The 15,185-nt window shown below is 71.7% G+C and carries 14 protein-coding genes and 1 pseudogene; 8 read left to right on the top strand and 7 right to left on the bottom strand.

Annotated elements, in window-relative coordinates:
* Window positions 1-186: 186 nt before the first annotated feature.
* Both ABZ646_RS04315 and ABZ646_RS04310 read right to left on the bottom strand, forming a co-directional pair.
* A complete protein-coding gene (locus ABZ646_RS04315) occupies window positions 187-666 on the bottom strand; it encodes an anthrone oxygenase family protein (RefSeq protein WP_360512836.1) in 480 nt (159 codons plus the stop codon).
* A gap of 109 nt (window positions 667-775) precedes the next feature.
* Entirely contained in the window at window positions 776-1,477 is a 702-nt protein-coding gene (locus tag ABZ646_RS04310) for a DUF2293 domain-containing protein (RefSeq protein ID WP_360512787.1), read from the bottom strand.
* A gap of 186 nt (window positions 1,478-1,663) precedes the next feature.
* On the opposite strand from ABZ646_RS04310, the gene ABZ646_RS04305 reads away from it, so the two are divergent.
* Window positions 1,664-2,296: a uridine kinase gene (locus tag ABZ646_RS04305; protein WP_360512786.1), complete on the top strand. Its 633-nt coding sequence runs from the start codon at window positions 1,664-1,666 to the stop codon at window positions 2,294-2,296.
* A gap of 51 nt (window positions 2,297-2,347) precedes the next feature.
* On the opposite strand, the gene ABZ646_RS04300 is transcribed toward ABZ646_RS04305, so the two are convergent.
* Complete coding sequence (locus ABZ646_RS04300) at window positions 2,348-3,475, bottom strand: magnesium and cobalt transport protein CorA (protein ID WP_360512784.1); 1,128 nt, start codon at window positions 3,473-3,475, stop codon at window positions 2,348-2,350.
* A 251-nt stretch (window positions 3,476-3,726) separates the two neighbouring features.
* Here ABZ646_RS04300 and ABZ646_RS04295 point away from each other — a divergent pair, with 251 nt between their 5' ends.
* Window positions 3,727-4,521 (top strand): methyltransferase, encoded by a 795-nt coding sequence (locus ABZ646_RS04295; protein ID WP_360512782.1) that lies wholly within the window; start codon window positions 3,727-3,729, stop codon window positions 4,519-4,521.
* Between the two features lie 19 nt (window positions 4,522-4,540).
* Here ABZ646_RS04295 and ABZ646_RS04290 read toward each other — a convergent pair whose 3' ends face one another.
* Both ABZ646_RS04290 and ABZ646_RS04285 read right to left on the bottom strand, forming a co-directional pair.
* Window positions 4,541-5,431, bottom strand: coding sequence for a PfkB family carbohydrate kinase (locus ABZ646_RS04290; protein ID WP_360512834.1), 891 nt, complete (start codon window positions 5,429-5,431; stop codon window positions 4,541-4,543).
* A 146-nt stretch (window positions 5,432-5,577) separates the two neighbouring features.
* Entirely contained in the window at window positions 5,578-6,486 is a 909-nt protein-coding gene (locus ABZ646_RS04285) for a pseudouridine-5'-phosphate glycosidase (RefSeq protein ID WP_360512780.1), read from the bottom strand.
* A gap of 99 nt (window positions 6,487-6,585) precedes the next feature.
* On the opposite strand from ABZ646_RS04285, the gene ABZ646_RS04280 reads away from it, so the two are divergent.
* Window positions 6,586-7,014 carry a VOC family protein gene (locus ABZ646_RS04280; RefSeq protein ID WP_360512778.1) on the top strand — a complete coding sequence of 143 codons (429 nt, stop codon included), beginning with the start codon at window positions 6,586-6,588 and terminating at the stop codon, window positions 7,012-7,014.
* Window positions 7,015-7,036: 22 nt separating this feature from the next.
* On the opposite strand, the gene ABZ646_RS04275 is transcribed toward ABZ646_RS04280, so the two are convergent.
* Window positions 7,037-7,591: a methylated-DNA--[protein]-cysteine S-methyltransferase gene (locus ABZ646_RS04275; protein WP_360512776.1), complete on the bottom strand. Its 555-nt coding sequence runs from the start codon at window positions 7,589-7,591 to the stop codon at window positions 7,037-7,039.
* A 51-nt stretch (window positions 7,592-7,642) separates the two neighbouring features.
* On the bottom strand, window positions 7,643-8,512 hold the full coding sequence (locus tag ABZ646_RS04270) for a glycerophosphodiester phosphodiesterase family protein (protein ID WP_360512774.1): 870 nt from the start codon (window positions 8,510-8,512) through the stop codon (window positions 7,643-7,645).
* A 277-nt stretch (window positions 8,513-8,789) separates the two neighbouring features.
* On the opposite strand from ABZ646_RS04270, the gene ABZ646_RS04265 reads away from it, so the two are divergent.
* The 5 genes and pseudogenes from ABZ646_RS04265 to ABZ646_RS04245 all read left to right on the top strand — a co-directional run.
* The gene (locus ABZ646_RS04265) at window positions 8,790-9,662 is read left to right on the top strand and encodes an MHYT domain-containing protein (protein WP_360512772.1); all 873 of its coding nucleotides are present in this window, start codon (window positions 8,790-8,792) and stop codon (window positions 9,660-9,662) included.
* Window positions 9,663-9,702: 40 nt separating this feature from the next.
* Window positions 9,703-11,850 (top strand): excinuclease ABC subunit UvrB, encoded by a 2,148-nt coding sequence (uvrB, locus tag ABZ646_RS04260; RefSeq protein WP_360512770.1) that lies wholly within the window; start codon window positions 9,703-9,705, stop codon window positions 11,848-11,850.
* Window positions 11,851-12,007: 157 nt separating this feature from the next.
* Window positions 12,008-12,586, top strand: coding sequence for a TerD family protein (locus ABZ646_RS04255; protein WP_132886137.1), 579 nt, complete (start codon window positions 12,008-12,010; stop codon window positions 12,584-12,586).
* 47 nt (window positions 12,587-12,633) lie between these two features.
* Window positions 12,634-14,637 carry a TerD family protein gene (locus ABZ646_RS04250; protein WP_360512768.1) on the top strand — a complete coding sequence of 668 codons (2,004 nt, stop codon included), beginning with the start codon at window positions 12,634-12,636 and terminating at the stop codon, window positions 14,635-14,637.
* A 223-nt stretch (window positions 14,638-14,860) separates the two neighbouring features.
* A pseudogene (locus ABZ646_RS04245) lies at window positions 14,861-15,185 on the top strand (TerC family protein); the annotation flags it as partial.

The raw sequence follows: 15,185 nt of genomic DNA, 5'->3' as shown, positions 1-15,185 counted from the left end.
TTCACCCCAGGCCGTGCCTCGTCGGGCGGCACTCTTTCGGACACGATACGTCCGCCCGGAGCCGCCCGCGAAGTGGCGGCGGCGCCCTCCGCCAAGGTCTTCCCAGCAGGAAGCCAGCCGGGATCCAGCCGGGTGCCAGGCGGCGGCCGGGGACCGGCCGGCGGCCGGTCTCCTCCCACGTCGCCCTCAGGACAGGGCCAGCACGAACACGAGGGCCGCCGCGGCCGACGCGAGGGTGCGCAAGTGGTTCCAGAACGTCCACTCCCGCACGTACACCGGCCAGTAGGACGCGGCCTCCGGAGCACCCGGCTCCAGCTTGGCCAGCGCCTCGTTCCGGGGCACGTTCGCCACCACTGTCAGACCGTACGAGCCGAACAGATACAGCGCACTGCCGAGCAGCAGCACCACCTTCCCCTCGTCCGGCCACACCACGAAGGTCACCACCGCGATCATCGCGCTCACCACCGCCGACCCCGCGAACACCAGCATGAACGCCGGTGCCAGCGCGGACCGGTTGATCGCGTTCATGGCGGCGATCCCCTGGGCCGGCGGCAACGAGGCCAGCCCCCGCATCACGAAGGTCGAGAACCCGCAGAACACCCCCGCCACCAGACCGGTCCCCAGCACCCCCAGCAGCACCAGTACGTAATACGGCCCGTCGATCACGACCACCACATCCGCTCTCTCCCCGGAAACCTCCGCCACTCGGGTCAATGCCCACCGCACGCCCCCTCCCATGACTGTGACCGGCGGCCACGGACACACACGTCCGAAATCATCCGGTCAAGCGCACCTCCACCCCCGCCTCCCACGTCCGCAGCACCGTCTCCACCGCCCCCGCGATCCGCCGTCGCGCCTCGTACCGCGGAACCCCGCTCATCAGCAGCCGGTCGTACGGCGTGTCCACATGCCGCACCCCCGCCACCACCGCCGAGACAACCGCCCCCTCCGTCAGCGCCCGCCCGGCCGCGGTACGGCCCACCCGCCCGCTGCCCCGCACCGACGCATGGGCCGCGATCGCCAGGGCACGCTCCGCCGGACAGCCCGGGAACAGACGCCGGATCTCCGCCGCGAAGGCCTGCGTGAACCGCACGTCCCGCGCCGCCCGGAGCTTGGCGTCCCGTGCCCGCCGACGCCGCCGCGCCTCGGCGTCCGCCAGGCACCGCACCTCGGCCCGGGCCAGCGCGGCCTCCTCCACCAGGACGCCCTGCCGCTCGTACCGGGCCCTGCGCCGGTTGAACCGCACCACCACGGCCGACAGCGTGCTCTCCTCCCGCGACCGCCGGGTCAGCGCGGTGTCCCCGCGGGGCAGGAACACCAGGTGCCCGAGATCGGCGCACTCCAGGCAGCGCGGCGCCCCGTCCTCCAGCACCAGCAACGACAACGGTCCCCGCCGGCACGCCGCACACCGCCGGTGCCGCACCGGCTGCACGACCAGAAGCCCGCCGTGATGAGGGGGAGTCGCAAGACGCGTCATAAGCGGTTCTTTCCCCCGTTCCGGGCCCCGATCCCACGTCCTTCGCATCCCCTTCCGCAGGTCGGGCACCGCCCCGTCGGCGCACGGTGCCACCGCCTCGGTAGTTGAAGCGGTTGGCTGAAGGTGTCTCCCGGGAGAGGACCCCGGCATGCCCGGTGGTCCCGCCCGGCGAGGCATCATGGCCCCGTGCGACTGGAAGCGATCACCTGGGACCGGCTCGCCGAGCGCCTCGCCGAGCGGCTGGCCGACCTGACACCCGCCGACGGGGGCGCCTGGCCGCGCGTCGCCTTCGACGGCGCCCCGGCGGCCCGGCCCGGCGACCTCGCGCAGCGCGTCGGCGAGGCGCTGCGCGTCCGGGGGCGGCCGTCGCTCGTCGTGGGCGCCGAGGGCTTCCTGCGCCCCGCCTCACTGCGCCTGGAGCACGGCCGCCGGGACGCGGAGTCGTACTACGGCGGCTGGTTCGACACCAACGCCCTGTGGCGTGAGGTCTTCGGCCCGCTCGACCCCGGCGGCACCGGCCGCGTCCTGCCCGACCTCTGGGACCCCGCCACCGACCGGGCCACCCGCAGCCCCTACGTCTCCCTCCCGCCCGGCGGCCTCCTGCTGCTGCACGGACCGCTCCTGCTGCGGCACTGGTTCCCGTTCGACCTGACCGTCCACCTCCTGCTGACTCCCGGCGCCCTGCGCCGCCGTACCCCCGAGCCCGACCACTGGACGCTGCCCGCCTTCGAGCGCTACGCGGCCGAGACCGACCCCGCCGGCACGGCCGACGTCCTGGTCCGCGCCGACGACCCCCGCCATCCGGCGTGGAGCGGCTGAGCGTCCCGGCGAGCCCGCCCCGCCCCCGCACGGGGACGGCGGCCGCGGGTGTCAGAGCCAGCCGTTGCGCCTGAATCCCCGGTACAGCGCCAGACACGCCACGGATATCACCACGAGGACGAGCGGATAGCCGAACCGCCAGTGCAGCTCCGGCATGTGATCGAAGTTCATCCCGTACACGCCGCACACCATCGTCGGCACGGCGATCACCGCCGCCCACGCCGTGATCTTCCGCATGTCCTCGTTCTGCGCGACCGTCACCTGCGCCAGATGCGCCTGGAGGATGGAGTTGAGCAACTCGTCGAAGGACGCGATCTGCTCCTTCGCCCGCATCAGGTGGTCGAGCACGTCCCGGAAGTAGGTCTGTATCTCCGGCGGGATCACCCGGGCCGGCCGGGTGGTCAGCTCCTCCATCGGCCGGCCGAGCGGCACCACCGCCCGCTTCAGCTCCAGGAGTTCACGCTTCATCTGATAGATCCGCCCCGGGTCGGCCCGCGCACCGTCCGGCGCGAACACGTCCGCCTCGACCTGGTCGATGTCGGCCTGAACCGAGTCCGTGACGTTCAGGTAGTCGTCCACCACATGGTCCGCGATCGCGTGCAGCACCGCGGCCGGTCCCTTGGCCAACTGCCCCGGTGCGGCCTCCAACTCCTCCCGCAGCGGCCCCAGCGAGCCGTGCCTGCCGTGCCTGACCGTGATCACGAAGTCCTCGCCGACGAACACCATGATCTCGCCGGTGTTCACCACCTCGCTGGTCGCCGTCAGCTTCTCGTGCTCGACGTAGCAGACCGTCTTGAACACCGCGAACAGCGTCTCGCCGTACCGCTCCACCTTCGGGCGCTGATGGGCCTCGACCGCGTCCTCCACGGCCAGCGGGTGCAGGTCGAAGAGTTCCGCGATGCCCGCGAACTCGCTGTCCGTGGGCTCGTGCAGGCCCAGCCAGACGAACCCCTCACCCTTCTTGCGCACCCGCTCCACGGCCGAGTACAGATCGCTGCACTCCGGAACGCGCACGCCGTCCTCGTACGTCACGCAGTTGACCACCGAGGAGCCCAGCGGGGACCGCGCGTGATGGTTCAGGTCGACGCGGGGCCGCCGCCGGGCAAGTCGCGCCACCTTGCGCAGGCCGCCGGCCCTGCCCAGCCCCGTGACCTTCCGCAGATTCCCTGCCATCGTCATCCGGATCTCCTTGCGTGGATCCCCTCGCACAACCCTTCCGCGCCTTGCCGGGCAAGTCTGCCAGCCCGGTGTGAGACGCGGGTAAGCCTGTGGGAACAGCGGGTTCCGGTTGGTTCCCGGCTGTGGACGACCAGCAGCCCGGCGCTGGTTCCCGCCGCTCATCGGCTTGTTCCCGCGTCCGGCGGTCGCACTCACGCCGTACCGGGGCGCCGACCCTCCAGGACAAGCCGGGCAACTGGGATCATCGCTTCATGACACAAGCCGACGGGTACCTTCTCGACAACCGGCAGAGCGAGGCCGGACAGCGCTTCGACGCCTTCGCCCGCCTCTTCGACCCCACCACCTTCCGGCACCTCGAGGCATCCGGCCTCACCACGGGCTGGCGCTGCTGGGAGGTGGGGGCGGGCAGCACCTCCGTGGTGTCCTGGCTCGCCGCGAAGGTGGGACCGGCCGGCCAGGTCGTCGCCACCGACATCGACACCTCGCTGCTCACCGTGACCGCCCACCCGCCGGTCGAGGTCCGCACCCACGACGTCGGCGCCGACGAACCCCCGGGGGAGGGATTCGACCTGGTGCACGCCCGGCTGGTCCTGGTCCATGTGCCGGACCGGGAGCGGGCGTTGCGTTCCATGATCAAGGCTTTGCGCCCCGGCGGACGGCTGCTGATCGAGGACGCCGACCCCGCCCTCCAGCCCCTCACCTGCCCCTACGAGTACGGCCCCGAGCAGCAGCTCGCCAACCGCCTGCGCCAGGGCTTCCGCAAGCTCCTCGCCGAACGGGGCGCCGACCTGTCGTACGGCCGCAAGCTTCCGCGGCTGCTCCGCGAGGCCGGACTGCGCGACGTGGAGGCCGACGCCTACTTCCCGGTCGCCTCACCCGCCTGCACCGCGCTGGAGGCGGCCACGGTCCGGCAGATCCGCGACCGGCTCGTCACGGCCGGCCTCGCCACGGACGCGGACATCGACCGGCACCTGGCCAATGTGGAGGCGGGCGCCATGGATCTCGCCACGGCCCCGATGATCTCGGCCTGGGGCCGCAAGGAGTAGCCCCGGCGGCTGCGCCGCGTCAGCCGTGGGCCGGCGGTCTCGCCCCCACGCGACCCACCGCCCGCGCGCCCGCCCGGCAGCCCCGCGCCGCGGCCTCCTCGGCATCCGTGCCGGCGACCAGCGCGGCGAGGAAGGCTCCGGTGAAGGCGTCCCCGGCTCCCGTGGTGTCCCGGGGCGTCGCCGGTGCGGCCGGGATCCGTGCGACCACTCGGCCCGCCCGGGCCACCAGCGCGCCCTGGGCCCCCGCCTTGGCCACCACCAGCGGTACCTGGCGGCTCAACTCGGCGGCCGCGTCCGCCGGATCCGGCAGCCCCGTCAGCAGACAGGCCTCGTCCCGGCTCGGCAACAGGACGTCCACGCCCTCGACGAGCGCAGGGAAGCGGCCCGCTCCCAGCGCCACGAGGAACCCGGCCGACGCCGGATCCAGGCTCACCGGCACGCCACGTGCGCGTGCCGCCGCCAGGGCCACCGCCACCAGGGCCCGGCTCGGCGCCGAGAACAACAGGTAACCGGAGAGATGCAGCCGAACGACCCCGTCGAGCAGCGCGTCCGACCAGTCGGCCGGTTCCAGCCGCAGGGACGCCCCGCTGTCCGTGAGGAAGGTGCGCTCCGCCGAGGCACCGCCGTCCACCAGGCAGACCACAGTCCCCGTCGCGGCCTCGGGATCCACCACCAGCCGGGGTCGCACCCCCGAGGCGACCAGCTCCCGCTCGTGCCACTCGGCCGCGTCCGCGCCGACCCGCCCGAGCAGCCGTACGTCGGCACAGCCCTCGTGAGCGGCCCAGCAGGCGACGTTGGCGCCGGCGCCGCCGGGCAGCGTCCGGATCACGGCGGCCGTGTCGGTGCCCGCCGCGAGCGGCCCCCGGTGCCGAGCGACGACATCGGTGACCACGTCCCCGACGACGAGCAGCGCGCCACCCCCGCCCCCGCCCGGTGCCCCCTTCGCGCACGGTGCCGCCCCCTGCCCCGCTGCCCGGCCCGCTGTCTCCACGACGCCCCGCGTGAGCCGCAGGCTCGCTGCCGCACCCGTGCTCGGCGGCTCCTCCCTCTCCGTGGTCACCCCCGGGCCCACGCCGAGGCGATCCGGGCCGCCAATCTGACGTTGCCGCGCACGGCCGCCAGGTTGGCCTCCAGCGAGGCCCCGTCCGTGTGCCGGACCAGGTAGCCCAGCAGGAACGGGGTGACCGCCTGCCCGGTGATCCCCTCCGCGTCGCACGCGTGCAGTGCGTCGGCGAGCACACGCGCGTGCAGCGCCGGATCGAGCTGCTCGGCCTCCGGCACGGGGTTGGCGACGATCAGGGCCGTGTCCGCCGCGGCGAGCGTGTCCTGGGCCCGCATGACGTCCGCGACCTGCTCCGGGGTCCGGAGGGTCCAGTCGACCGGGTGCCCGGAGTCGGACAGGTAGAAGCCGGGGAAGCGGTCCGTGCCGTAGCCGGCCACCGCCACGCCCAGGGTCTCCAGGCGCTGGAGGGTCGCCGGCACGTCCAGGATCGACTTCACGCCGGCGCACACCACCGTGATCCGGGTGCGGGCCAGCAGCCCCAGGTCGGCCGACTCGTCCTGGGTCGCCGTCCACTCCCGGTGCACCCCGCCGAGCCCTCCCGTGGCGAACACCCGGATGCCGGCCAGCGACGCCAGCTGCGCCGTCGCCGACACGGTGGTCGCCCCGCTCGCCTCCGCCGCCACGGCGAACGGCAGATCACGGTGGCCCAGCTTGCGGATCCCGTCCCCGCTCGCCACGCGTTCCAACTGGTCCTTGGCCAGGCCGACACGGGGCCGCCCGTCGAGCACCGCGATGGTCGCGGGCACCGCGCCCGCCCGCCGTACCTCGTCCTCCAGCTCCAGCGCCACCTGGAGGTTGCGCGGGCGCGGCAGCCCGTGCGCGATGATCGTGGACTCCAGAGCCACCACCGCCCGGCCCGCGTCGAGCGCCTCCCGGACCTCTTCCGACACCACCAGCACCACGCGCCCGCCTCCTGTCCGTCGGTCTTCCCTCATCTCTGGCGGGCGGCACACCCCGCTAAACGCTTGCGGCCCGCGCAGGACACCACCAGCCTGGACCGCGTGACGAATCACCCAGTGCGTCTGGACCATGTCGTCCTGTGGGTCGCCGACCCGGTCGCCGCGGCCGCCTTCTACGAGAGGACGGTCGGCCTGCAACCGCTGAGGGTCGCCGAGTTCGCCGCGGGCGAGGTGTCCTTCCCCTCCCTGCGGGTCGACGAGGGGAGCATCATCGACCTCGCACCGCTCTCCCTCGCCGACCGCATGCCCGCGCTCCCCGGCTCCGCCGACAGCGCGGGCCACCCCGTGAACCACATCTGCCTGGCTCTGCCGTCCGACGCCTTCGACGCCCTGCGCACCCGCCTGGGCGAGCACGCCGTCCCCATGACCGACATCGGACACGACTCCTACGGCGCCCGCGGGAAGGCCCCGCGGAACTTCTACTTCCGTGATCCGGACGGCAACGTCGTCGAGGCACGCCACTACACCTGACCGCCCCCGCCGCCGAAGCGCCTCAGAACAACGGTTCCGGCAGCACACCCTCCAGGGCGAGCAGCTTCCGCTTGGTCTCCAGACCACCCCCGAACCCGCCGATGCCGCCGTCGCTCTCCACCACCCGATGACACGGCACCACCACCGGCAGCGGATTGGCCCCCATCGCCGCGCCCACCGCCTGCGCCCCGCCCGGCTGCCCGACCCGGCCGGCCAGGTCGCCGTATCCGACGACCGTGCCGTACGGGACACCTGCGGCCAGCTCGCGCAGCACCTGGCGGTTGAAGCCGGAGACCAGCGACCAGTCCAGCGGCAGGTCGAAGGCCCGCCGGCCGCCCGCGAAGTACGCCCGCAGCTGGCGTATCGCCTCGGCCAGCACCGGCGCCCCGGGTTCCTCGACCGGCTCGGTGCCCAGCCGGGCCGTCAGCCGCTCCAGAGTCCGCTCGCGCACCGCGTCCGTGGCATGGAACACCACGTTGACCAGGCCCTCGCGGGTCGCCGCGAGCAGCAGCGGACCGATGCCGGTGTCCACGACGGACCACACCACCCGCTGCTCGCACTGCCCTTCGCTGTCCATGAGCCCCACCGTACGGCCCGTCACTGACAACGCCCGCTCGTCCGGCCCGGGTCAGCTCGCACGCAGCGCGGCCCGCACCACGTCCGGCTTGTTGCTGATGACCCCGTCGACGCCGTACCCGACGGCCTTCCACGCCGTGACCGCGTCGTTCACCGTCCAGGTGAAGACGCGCAGCGGCCGGCCGTGCGGTCCGTCGACGGAGTGCACCGTGCGCACGTAACCGGCGGAGATCGACCCCACCGACGGGTTGATCAGATCGGCGAAGCCCGCGTACCGCGGCAGCGCCGCGACGGACGGTGTGCCGAGGTAGCCGGTGGTCACGGCCGGCCGCAGCCGGTGCACGGTCCGCAGGCTGTCCGCGCTGAAGCTCTGCACCACGAGCCGCCCGAGGTGGCGGCGGTCCAGCCACCCCTCGTTGCCCAGCTGCTTGAGGATCTGCTGCTCGATGCCCGGGTACAGCTCGGGGTTCTTGATCTCCAGGAGCAGCTTCTCGTGGTTGTGCTCGACTTCGCGCATGTACTGCGCCAGCGTGGGCACGCGCGTGCCCGTGTACGAACGGGAGAACCAACTGCCCGCGTCCAGCCGGGCGATCTCGGCCGCCGTGAAGTCCTTCACCTTCCAGGGAGCCCGGCCGGGGAAGACCTGTGCGACGTTCGTGGTGCGCAGGAGACTGTCGTCGTGGATGACGACGAGCCGGCCGTCCCTGGTGCGCTGGACGTCGTTCTCGACCCAGGTGAAGCCCAGTGCGGCCGCCTTGTCGATGGCGGCCAGAGTGTTCTCGGGTGCGTAGGCGCTGGCGCCCCGGTGGGCCAGCACCGTGGGTCCCCCTGCGTCGCCGGCCCGGGCGGCGGGGACGGGACTCAGCAGGGCGGCCGTTCCCAGGAGCGCGGTGGTCGTGGCGGCAACTGCGCGCGCGTGCATGCGTACACCTCACGTCGGACGAACACGGACAGCACAAGACTGACAGCAGTGAGTCATCAGCGGTCGGGTACGGGACGACCACAGACCGAACGGAGTCGGCCAAGCCCGCTCACCGTTGCCGCACAAGTGAGGCAAGGCCGTGTTTCTTTGCCGGAAAATCGTTCGACCTTTCCGGGCCGGGTCATACTCTCTGCGTCAACCCTGACCGCCCGGGCGGTCCTGGGACGGGGGCGCATTTCAAATATTCCGGGACGCAAAGGGTGAAGGGCAGCCACGCATGCAGGGCACGGTCGACGGATTCAGCTATGGGGTCGTCACCCCGCTGGTGGCCTATCTGATGGCCTGCCTCGGCGGCGCCCTGGGGCTGCGCTGCACGACCCGGGCGATGCTGGTGACCCACGCCTGGCGGCCCGCCTGGCTCGCGCTCGGCTCCGCGGCGATCGGCTCGGGCATCTGGACCATGCACTTCGTCGCCATGATGGGGTTCAGCGTCAAGGAGACGCCGATCCACTACGACAAACCGATCACCTATGCGAGTCTCGGCCTCGCCATCGTCATGGTGGGCGTCGGGATCTTCATAGTCGGCTACCGGGGCGCCACCGGCACCGCACTCTTCACCGGCGGCACGATCACCGGACTGGGCATCGCCTCGATGCACTACCTCGGCATGGCCGGCCTGCGCCTGAACGGCACCCTGCAGTACAACACCGCCACCGTGGCCGCGTCGGTGGTGATAGGGGTGGTGGCCGCCACCTCGGCCCTGTGGGCTGCCGGGCAGATCCGCGGCTTCCTGTGGAGCGTCGGCGCCAGCCTGGTCATGGGACTCGCCGTCAGCGGCATGCACTACACCGGCATGGCCGCCCTCTCCGTCCACCTCCACCATGCCGGAGTGACGTCCCCCGGCGACTCGCCCGCCTCCCTGCTCGCGCCCATGCTGATCGGCCCGCTGACCTTCCTCTGCCTCGCAGCCGTCGTCGTGATCTTCGATCCGCTGCTGGTCATGGGCAAGCCCGACCGGCGCCGCGTGGAGCACAAGCCGGGTGTCCCGGCGGCCGAGGTCACCCACCACCCGGGCCGTAGCCGGTCCCTCCGCGTCGTCCGCCGGCCCAGCACCCAGGAACACAGCGCGCGCGCTCCGCAGAACCGCTGATCAGAACCGGTTGTCAGTGCGGGGTCGTACGGTGGAACCCATGCGGCCCGTTTCCCACATCGAACGCACGGTGGCGCCCATCGAGGTCGTCAGCCCGTACCAGCCCAGCGGCGACCAGCCAGCGGCCATCGCCGAGCTGGCCAGGCGCGTCGGCTCCGGCGAGAAGGACGTCGTCCTCCTCGGCGCGACCGGCACCGGCAAGTCCGCCACCACCGCGTGGATGATCGAGAAGCTCCAGCGTCCCACCCTGGTGATGGCGCCGAACAAGACGCTGGCCGCGCAGCTGGCCAACGAGTTCCGAGAGCTCCTCCCCAACAACGCGGTCGAGTACTTCGTCTCGTACTACGACTACTACCAGCCCGAGGCGTACGTCCCGCAGTCCGACACGTACATCGAGAAGGACTCCTCGATCAACGAGGAGGTCGAGCGGCTGCGCCACTCCGCCACCAACTCGCTGCTCACCCGCCGTGACGTCGTCGTGGTCGCCTCGGTCTCCTGCATCTACGGCCTCGGCACCCCGCAGGAGTACGTCGACCGGATGGTCCCGCTGCGGGTCGGCGACGAGATCGACCGGGACGACCTGCTGCGCCGCTTCGTCGACATCCAGTACACGCGCAACGACATGGCGTTCAGCCGCGGCACCTTCCGCGTCCGCGGCGACACCATCGAGATCTTCCCGGTGTACGAGGAGCTCGCCGTCCGCATCGAGATGTTCGGCGACGAGATCGAGGCGCTGTCCACCCTCCACCCGGTCACCGGCGAGATCATCAGCGACGACCGGCAGCTGTACGTCTTCCCGGCCTCCCACTACGTCGCGGGTCCCGAGCGCATGGAGCGGGCCGTCAACGACATCGAGAAGGAGTTGGGGGAACGCCTGGCCGAGCTGGAGAAGCAGGGCAAGCTGCTGGAGGCCCAGCGGCTGCGGATGCGCACCACGTACGACATCGAGATGCTCCGCCAGATCGGCACCTGCTCCGGCGTGGAGAACTACTCGATGCACTTCGACGGCCGTGCGCCCGGCTCCCCGCCCAACACCCTGCTCGACTATTTCCCGGACGACTTCCTGCTCGTCATCGACGAGTCGCATGTCACCGTTCCGCAGATCGGCGCCATGTACGAGGGCGACGCCTCCCGCAAGCGGACCCTCGTGGAGCACGGTTTCCGGCTGCCCTCGGCCCTGGACAACCGGCCCCTGAAGTGGGAGGAGTTCCAGGAGAGGATCGGGCAGGCCGTGTATCTGTCGGCGACCCCCGGCCCCTACGAGCTCTCCCGCGGGGACGGCGTCGTCGAGCAGATCATCCGTCCCACCGGCCTCGTCGACCCCGAGGTCGTCGTCAAGCCCACCGAGGGCCAGATCGACGACCTGGTGCACGAGATCCGCAAGCGCACCGAGAAGGACGAGCGCGTCCTGGTCACCACGCTCACCAAGAAGATGGCCGAGGATCTCACCGACTACTTCCTGGAGCTCGACATCCAGGTGCGCTACCTGCACAGCGACGTCGACACCCTGCGCCGCGTCGAGTTGCTGCGCGAACTGCGGTCCGGCGAGTTCGACGTCCTGGTCGGCATCAACCTCCTCCGTGAGGGCCTCGACCTGCCCGAGGTGTCCCTGGTGGCGATCCTCGACGCCGACAAGGAGGGCTTCCTGCGCTCCGGCACCTCGCTGATCCAGACCATCGGCCGTGCGGCGCGCAATGTCTCCGGCGAGGTCCACATGTACGCCGACAAGATCACCCCGGCGATGGAGAAGGCCATCGACGAGACCAACCGGCGCCGGGAGAAGCAGGTCGCGTACAACAAGGCCAACGGCATCGATCCGCAGCCGCTGCGCAAGAAGATCAACGACATCGTGGCGCAGATCGCCCGCGAAGAGGTCGACACCGAACAGCTGCTGGGCTCGGGCTACCGCAAGCTGAAGGACGGCAAGGGGGCCAAGGCGCCCGTCCCGGCCCTGGGTGACAAGGCGGCCAAGGGCGCGAAGGCGGGGAAGTCGGCCAAGGGCAAGGCCAGGGAGACGGTGCCCACCGACCGTCCCGCGGCCGAACTCGCCGAGCAGATCGAGCAGATGACGGAGCGGATGCGTGCCGCCGCGGCCGATCTGCAGTTCGAGATCGCGGCCCGGCTGCGCGACGAGGTGTCCGAGATGAAGAAGGAGCTGCGCCAGATGAAGGAGGCGGGCCTGGCCTGATCCCGCAGCCGCCACCGGACCCCGGCAAGGCGCGAAGTGTTGCAACACCGACACAAACCGCGGGCCGGGGTTCGGCACTGTCAGCACCGCTGCATAGGGTTTTGGACAGCCGCGCACGCCGCGGCGACCGGGGACATCCGACGAGGGGAACGCAGCCGTGACCGTCAACATGACCAAGGGTCAGGCCATCAGCCTGGAGAAGAAGGACGGGGGCTCCCTGAGCGCGGTCCGCATGGGCCTTGGCTGGAAGGCGGCGCCCCGCCGCGGGCTGTTCGGCTCGCGTACCCGTGAGATCGACCTGGACGCCTCGGCGGTGCTGTTCGCCGACAAGCAGCCCGTCGACGTGGTGTTCTTCCGACACCTGGTGAGCGACGACGGCTCCGTCCGCCACACGGGGGACAACCTCGTCGGAGGTGCCGGCCAGGGCGGCGACGACGAGGCGATCCTCGTCGACCTCGCTCGCGTCCCGGTCCACGTCGACCAGATCGTCTTCACCGTCAACTCGTTCACCGGCCAGACCTTCCAGGAGGTGCAGAACGCCTTCTGCCGGCTCGTCGACGAGACCAACGGCCAGGAACTCGCCCGTTACACGCTCGACGGCGGCGGCGAGTACACCGCCCAGATCATGGCGAAGGTGCACCGGTCCGGTTCGGGCTGGACCATGACCGCCCTCGGCGTCCCGGCCAGGGGCCGCACCTTCCAGGACCTGGTGCCCACGATCCTGCCGGTCCTCTAGGGCGTGTTGCGGCGCACGACGACACGACACACAGGGGGACATGGGCAATGGCGGCCGAGCTGGTGCGCGGGCAGAACCATCCGCTCTCGCGGATCCGGATCGAGATCCGGATCTCGGCCGGTGTGCCCGTGGTCGCCGGAGCCACCCTCGCCGACGAGAGCGGACGGGTGCGGGGCGCCGACCGGGTGGTCCATCCGGGCGCGCCCAGCCTGCCCGGACTCGAGGTCTCCCGGCAGGCGGCCGCGGAACACCGGATCGCCGTCGACCTCGACGCCATGCCCGAGGCCGTGCACCGGCTCAGTGTCCTGATCGCCCTGCCCGCGACAGCCGGCGGTCCGCCCAGCTTCGGCGCCGTCGCCGCTCCCCGAGCCTCGGTCACCGGCCTCGACGGCACCGAGATCGCCGCGTATACCCTCGTCGGCCTGGACGCCGAGTCGGCCGTGGTGGCTCTTGAGGTCTACCGGCGGCAGGGCGCCTGGAAGGTCCGCGCGGTGGGCCAGGGCTACGCGGACGGTCTCACCGCGCTCCTCACCGACCAGGGGGTGCCCCGGGCCGCCGAGCTCGCCCGCGGGATCGAGGAAGCGGTGGCGCACGGCATGGCCCGCTCGATCCCGGTGCGTACGACAGACACCGACCGGTCCCGCCGCACAGCCGCCTCCGTCGCCGGCCCCGACCTGCCGGACGTCGGCGCCGGATCTCCGTACGACCCTCAAGCCTCTGGTGCCGACAGCAGTCGACCGGCCCCCTTCGACGGAGTGAACGGGACGCAGCCGCCGCCTGGCGGCCGGTCCCCGGTCGCCGACGACCCCGGCGGTACCACTCAGTCCGCCACTCCGAGCACCGGTGGCGCCGTCGACTACACGCACCCCGGGCGCCGCGGGGCTCCCCGGCCCGCGGCACCGGAAGCTCCGGTCCCGGCGGACGGCCCCGCGCCGCCCGTCGCCGGTGACGCGGTGGGCTGGTCCATGGACGAGCGCCTCTACAACCAGGTCTGGGGCATGTTCGAGGACCTGGCCCGATCCACCGCCGCCTACCGCAGCGCCGTCGACTTCGCCGAGTCGCGCCTGGAGAGGGAGCTGGACCAGGCTCTTTCCGATCCGCGCAGCCGCCTGGGCTCCGTGGGCGGTGCCGCGCGGGAGGCGGCCCGGGCCCGCCAGGAGGAGCTGGTCGAACAGGCACGGGCGGTCCTCGACCGCGACGTCGCCCAGCTCACTGCCGAGTCCGAGGTCGTCGAGCCCGCGCTGCCTCCGGCGTACGCCCGCTGGGACAACCCCGTCTGGCACGGCTACCGGGTGCCGACCGAGCCGCCCATGGCCGTCCGGCTGGGCGACCTCCACCTCCCGGAGAGCACCTCGCTGCGCATTCCGTTGCTGGTCAGGCTGCCGCTGGAACGGGGGCTGTGGATCGACAGCGGCTCCCTGGACGGATCCGGGCCGGACCCCGGTGAGCTGCGGCACCTGGCCGTACAGACGGCGGTGGCGCTCGCGGCCCGGCTGCTCGCCGTTCATCCGGCGGGGGAGTTCGGGGTGCAAGTGATCGATCCGGCCGGTTCCGGCGCGTCCGCGCTCGCGCCGCTGACCGGGACCGGCGGGCTGACGGCACCGCCTGCGAGAGGCGCCGCCGGTGTGGCGGGCACGCTGGGGCGGCTCACCGAGCGTGTCGACCTGGTGCAGATGGCGGTGCGCGGCGGCGCGCCGGACGCGCTGCCGCCCGGTCTGGACACCTCGCGTCAGCTGCTGATCGTCCACGACTTCCCGCACGGCTTCGACGACCGGGGCGTCAACCAGCTCCGTTACCTCGCGGACGAGGGCCCGGGCGTCGGCGTCCACCTCCTGCTGGTCGCCGACCGCGAGGACGCGGCCGCCTACGGTCCGTTGCTCGATCCGCTCTGGCGTTCACTGATGCGACTCACCCCGGCACCGGACGATCACCTGGCCGATCCGTGGGTGGGGCATGCCTGGACGTACGAACCCTGCCTCGCGCCGACCGGCAGCCAGGTGCTCCAGCAGGTGCTCACCCAGGTCGCGTCGGCTCGAACCAAGGGTATGTAAAGTTGCCTGACCAGGGAATTTGATCCTTCTTTTGCCAATCACTTTACCTTTCCTTGGTGATTGAGGTACTGTTTTCCTCACGGAGGGGAGTACTCCCTGTCTGCTGCGGCGTACCCGTCAATACGGATCCGACCGGATCCCGGGGCGTCGGCCCGTCTCGGGTGGAAGAGACCTCCGGCAGCGATGACGCTGGCACTTTGCCCGTTCACGAACCGGAGGCGCAGTGGATGTGTCCGTGACCCTGTGGGTCCTCACCGTCCTGGGGTTGGCCGCCCTGATCGCGGTCGACTTCTTCATCGGCCGTAAACCGCACGACGTGTCCATCAAGGAAGCCGGGATCTGGACCGTCGTCTGGATCGCCCTGGCCGGACTCTTCGGCCTCGGCCTGCTCCTGTTCTCCGGCGGCCGCCCCGCAGGAGAGTTCTTCGCCGGCTTCATCACCGAGAAGTCGTTGAGCGTCGACAACCTCTTCGTCTTCGTCCTGATCATCCGGTGGCCGGGGCGGACTGCGAGGCCTTCCACGTGCCAGTTCCGGATCATGGTCTCCC

The organism is Streptomyces sp. NPDC007162, assembly GCF_040634175.1.
In the GTDB taxonomy this organism is placed as follows: Bacteria; Actinomycetota; Actinomycetes; order Streptomycetales; family Streptomycetaceae; genus Streptomyces.
This window is presented reverse-complemented; position numbering and strand designations above follow the sequence as displayed.

Bases quoted from the DNA above. Each gene is read 5' to 3' on its own strand.
- ABZ646_RS04310 (WP_360512787.1), bottom strand. From the start codon at position 1,477: ATGACGCGTCTTGCGACTCCCCCTCATCACGGCGGGCTTCTGGTCGTG.
- ABZ646_RS04300 (WP_360512784.1), bottom strand. From the start codon at position 3,475: ATGACGATGGCAGGGAATCTGCGGAAGGTCACGGGGCTGGGCAGGGCC.
- ABZ646_RS04295 (WP_360512782.1), top strand. From the start codon at position 3,727: ATGACACAAGCCGACGGGTACCTTCTCGACAACCGGCAGAGCGAGGCC.
- ABZ646_RS04275 (WP_360512776.1), bottom strand. From the start codon at position 7,591: ATGGACAGCGAAGGGCAGTGCGAGCAGCGGGTGGTGTGGTCCGTCGTG.
- ABZ646_RS04270 (WP_360512774.1), bottom strand. From the start codon at position 8,512: ATGCACGCGCGCGCAGTTGCCGCCACGACCACCGCGCTCCTGGGAACG.
- ABZ646_RS04265 (WP_360512772.1), top strand. From the start codon at position 8,790: ATGCAGGGCACGGTCGACGGATTCAGCTATGGGGTCGTCACCCCGCTG.
- uvrB (WP_360512770.1), top strand. From the start codon at position 9,703: ATGCGGCCCGTTTCCCACATCGAACGCACGGTGGCGCCCATCGAGGTC.
- ABZ646_RS04250 (WP_360512768.1), top strand. From the start codon at position 12,634: ATGGCGGCCGAGCTGGTGCGCGGGCAGAACCATCCGCTCTCGCGGATC.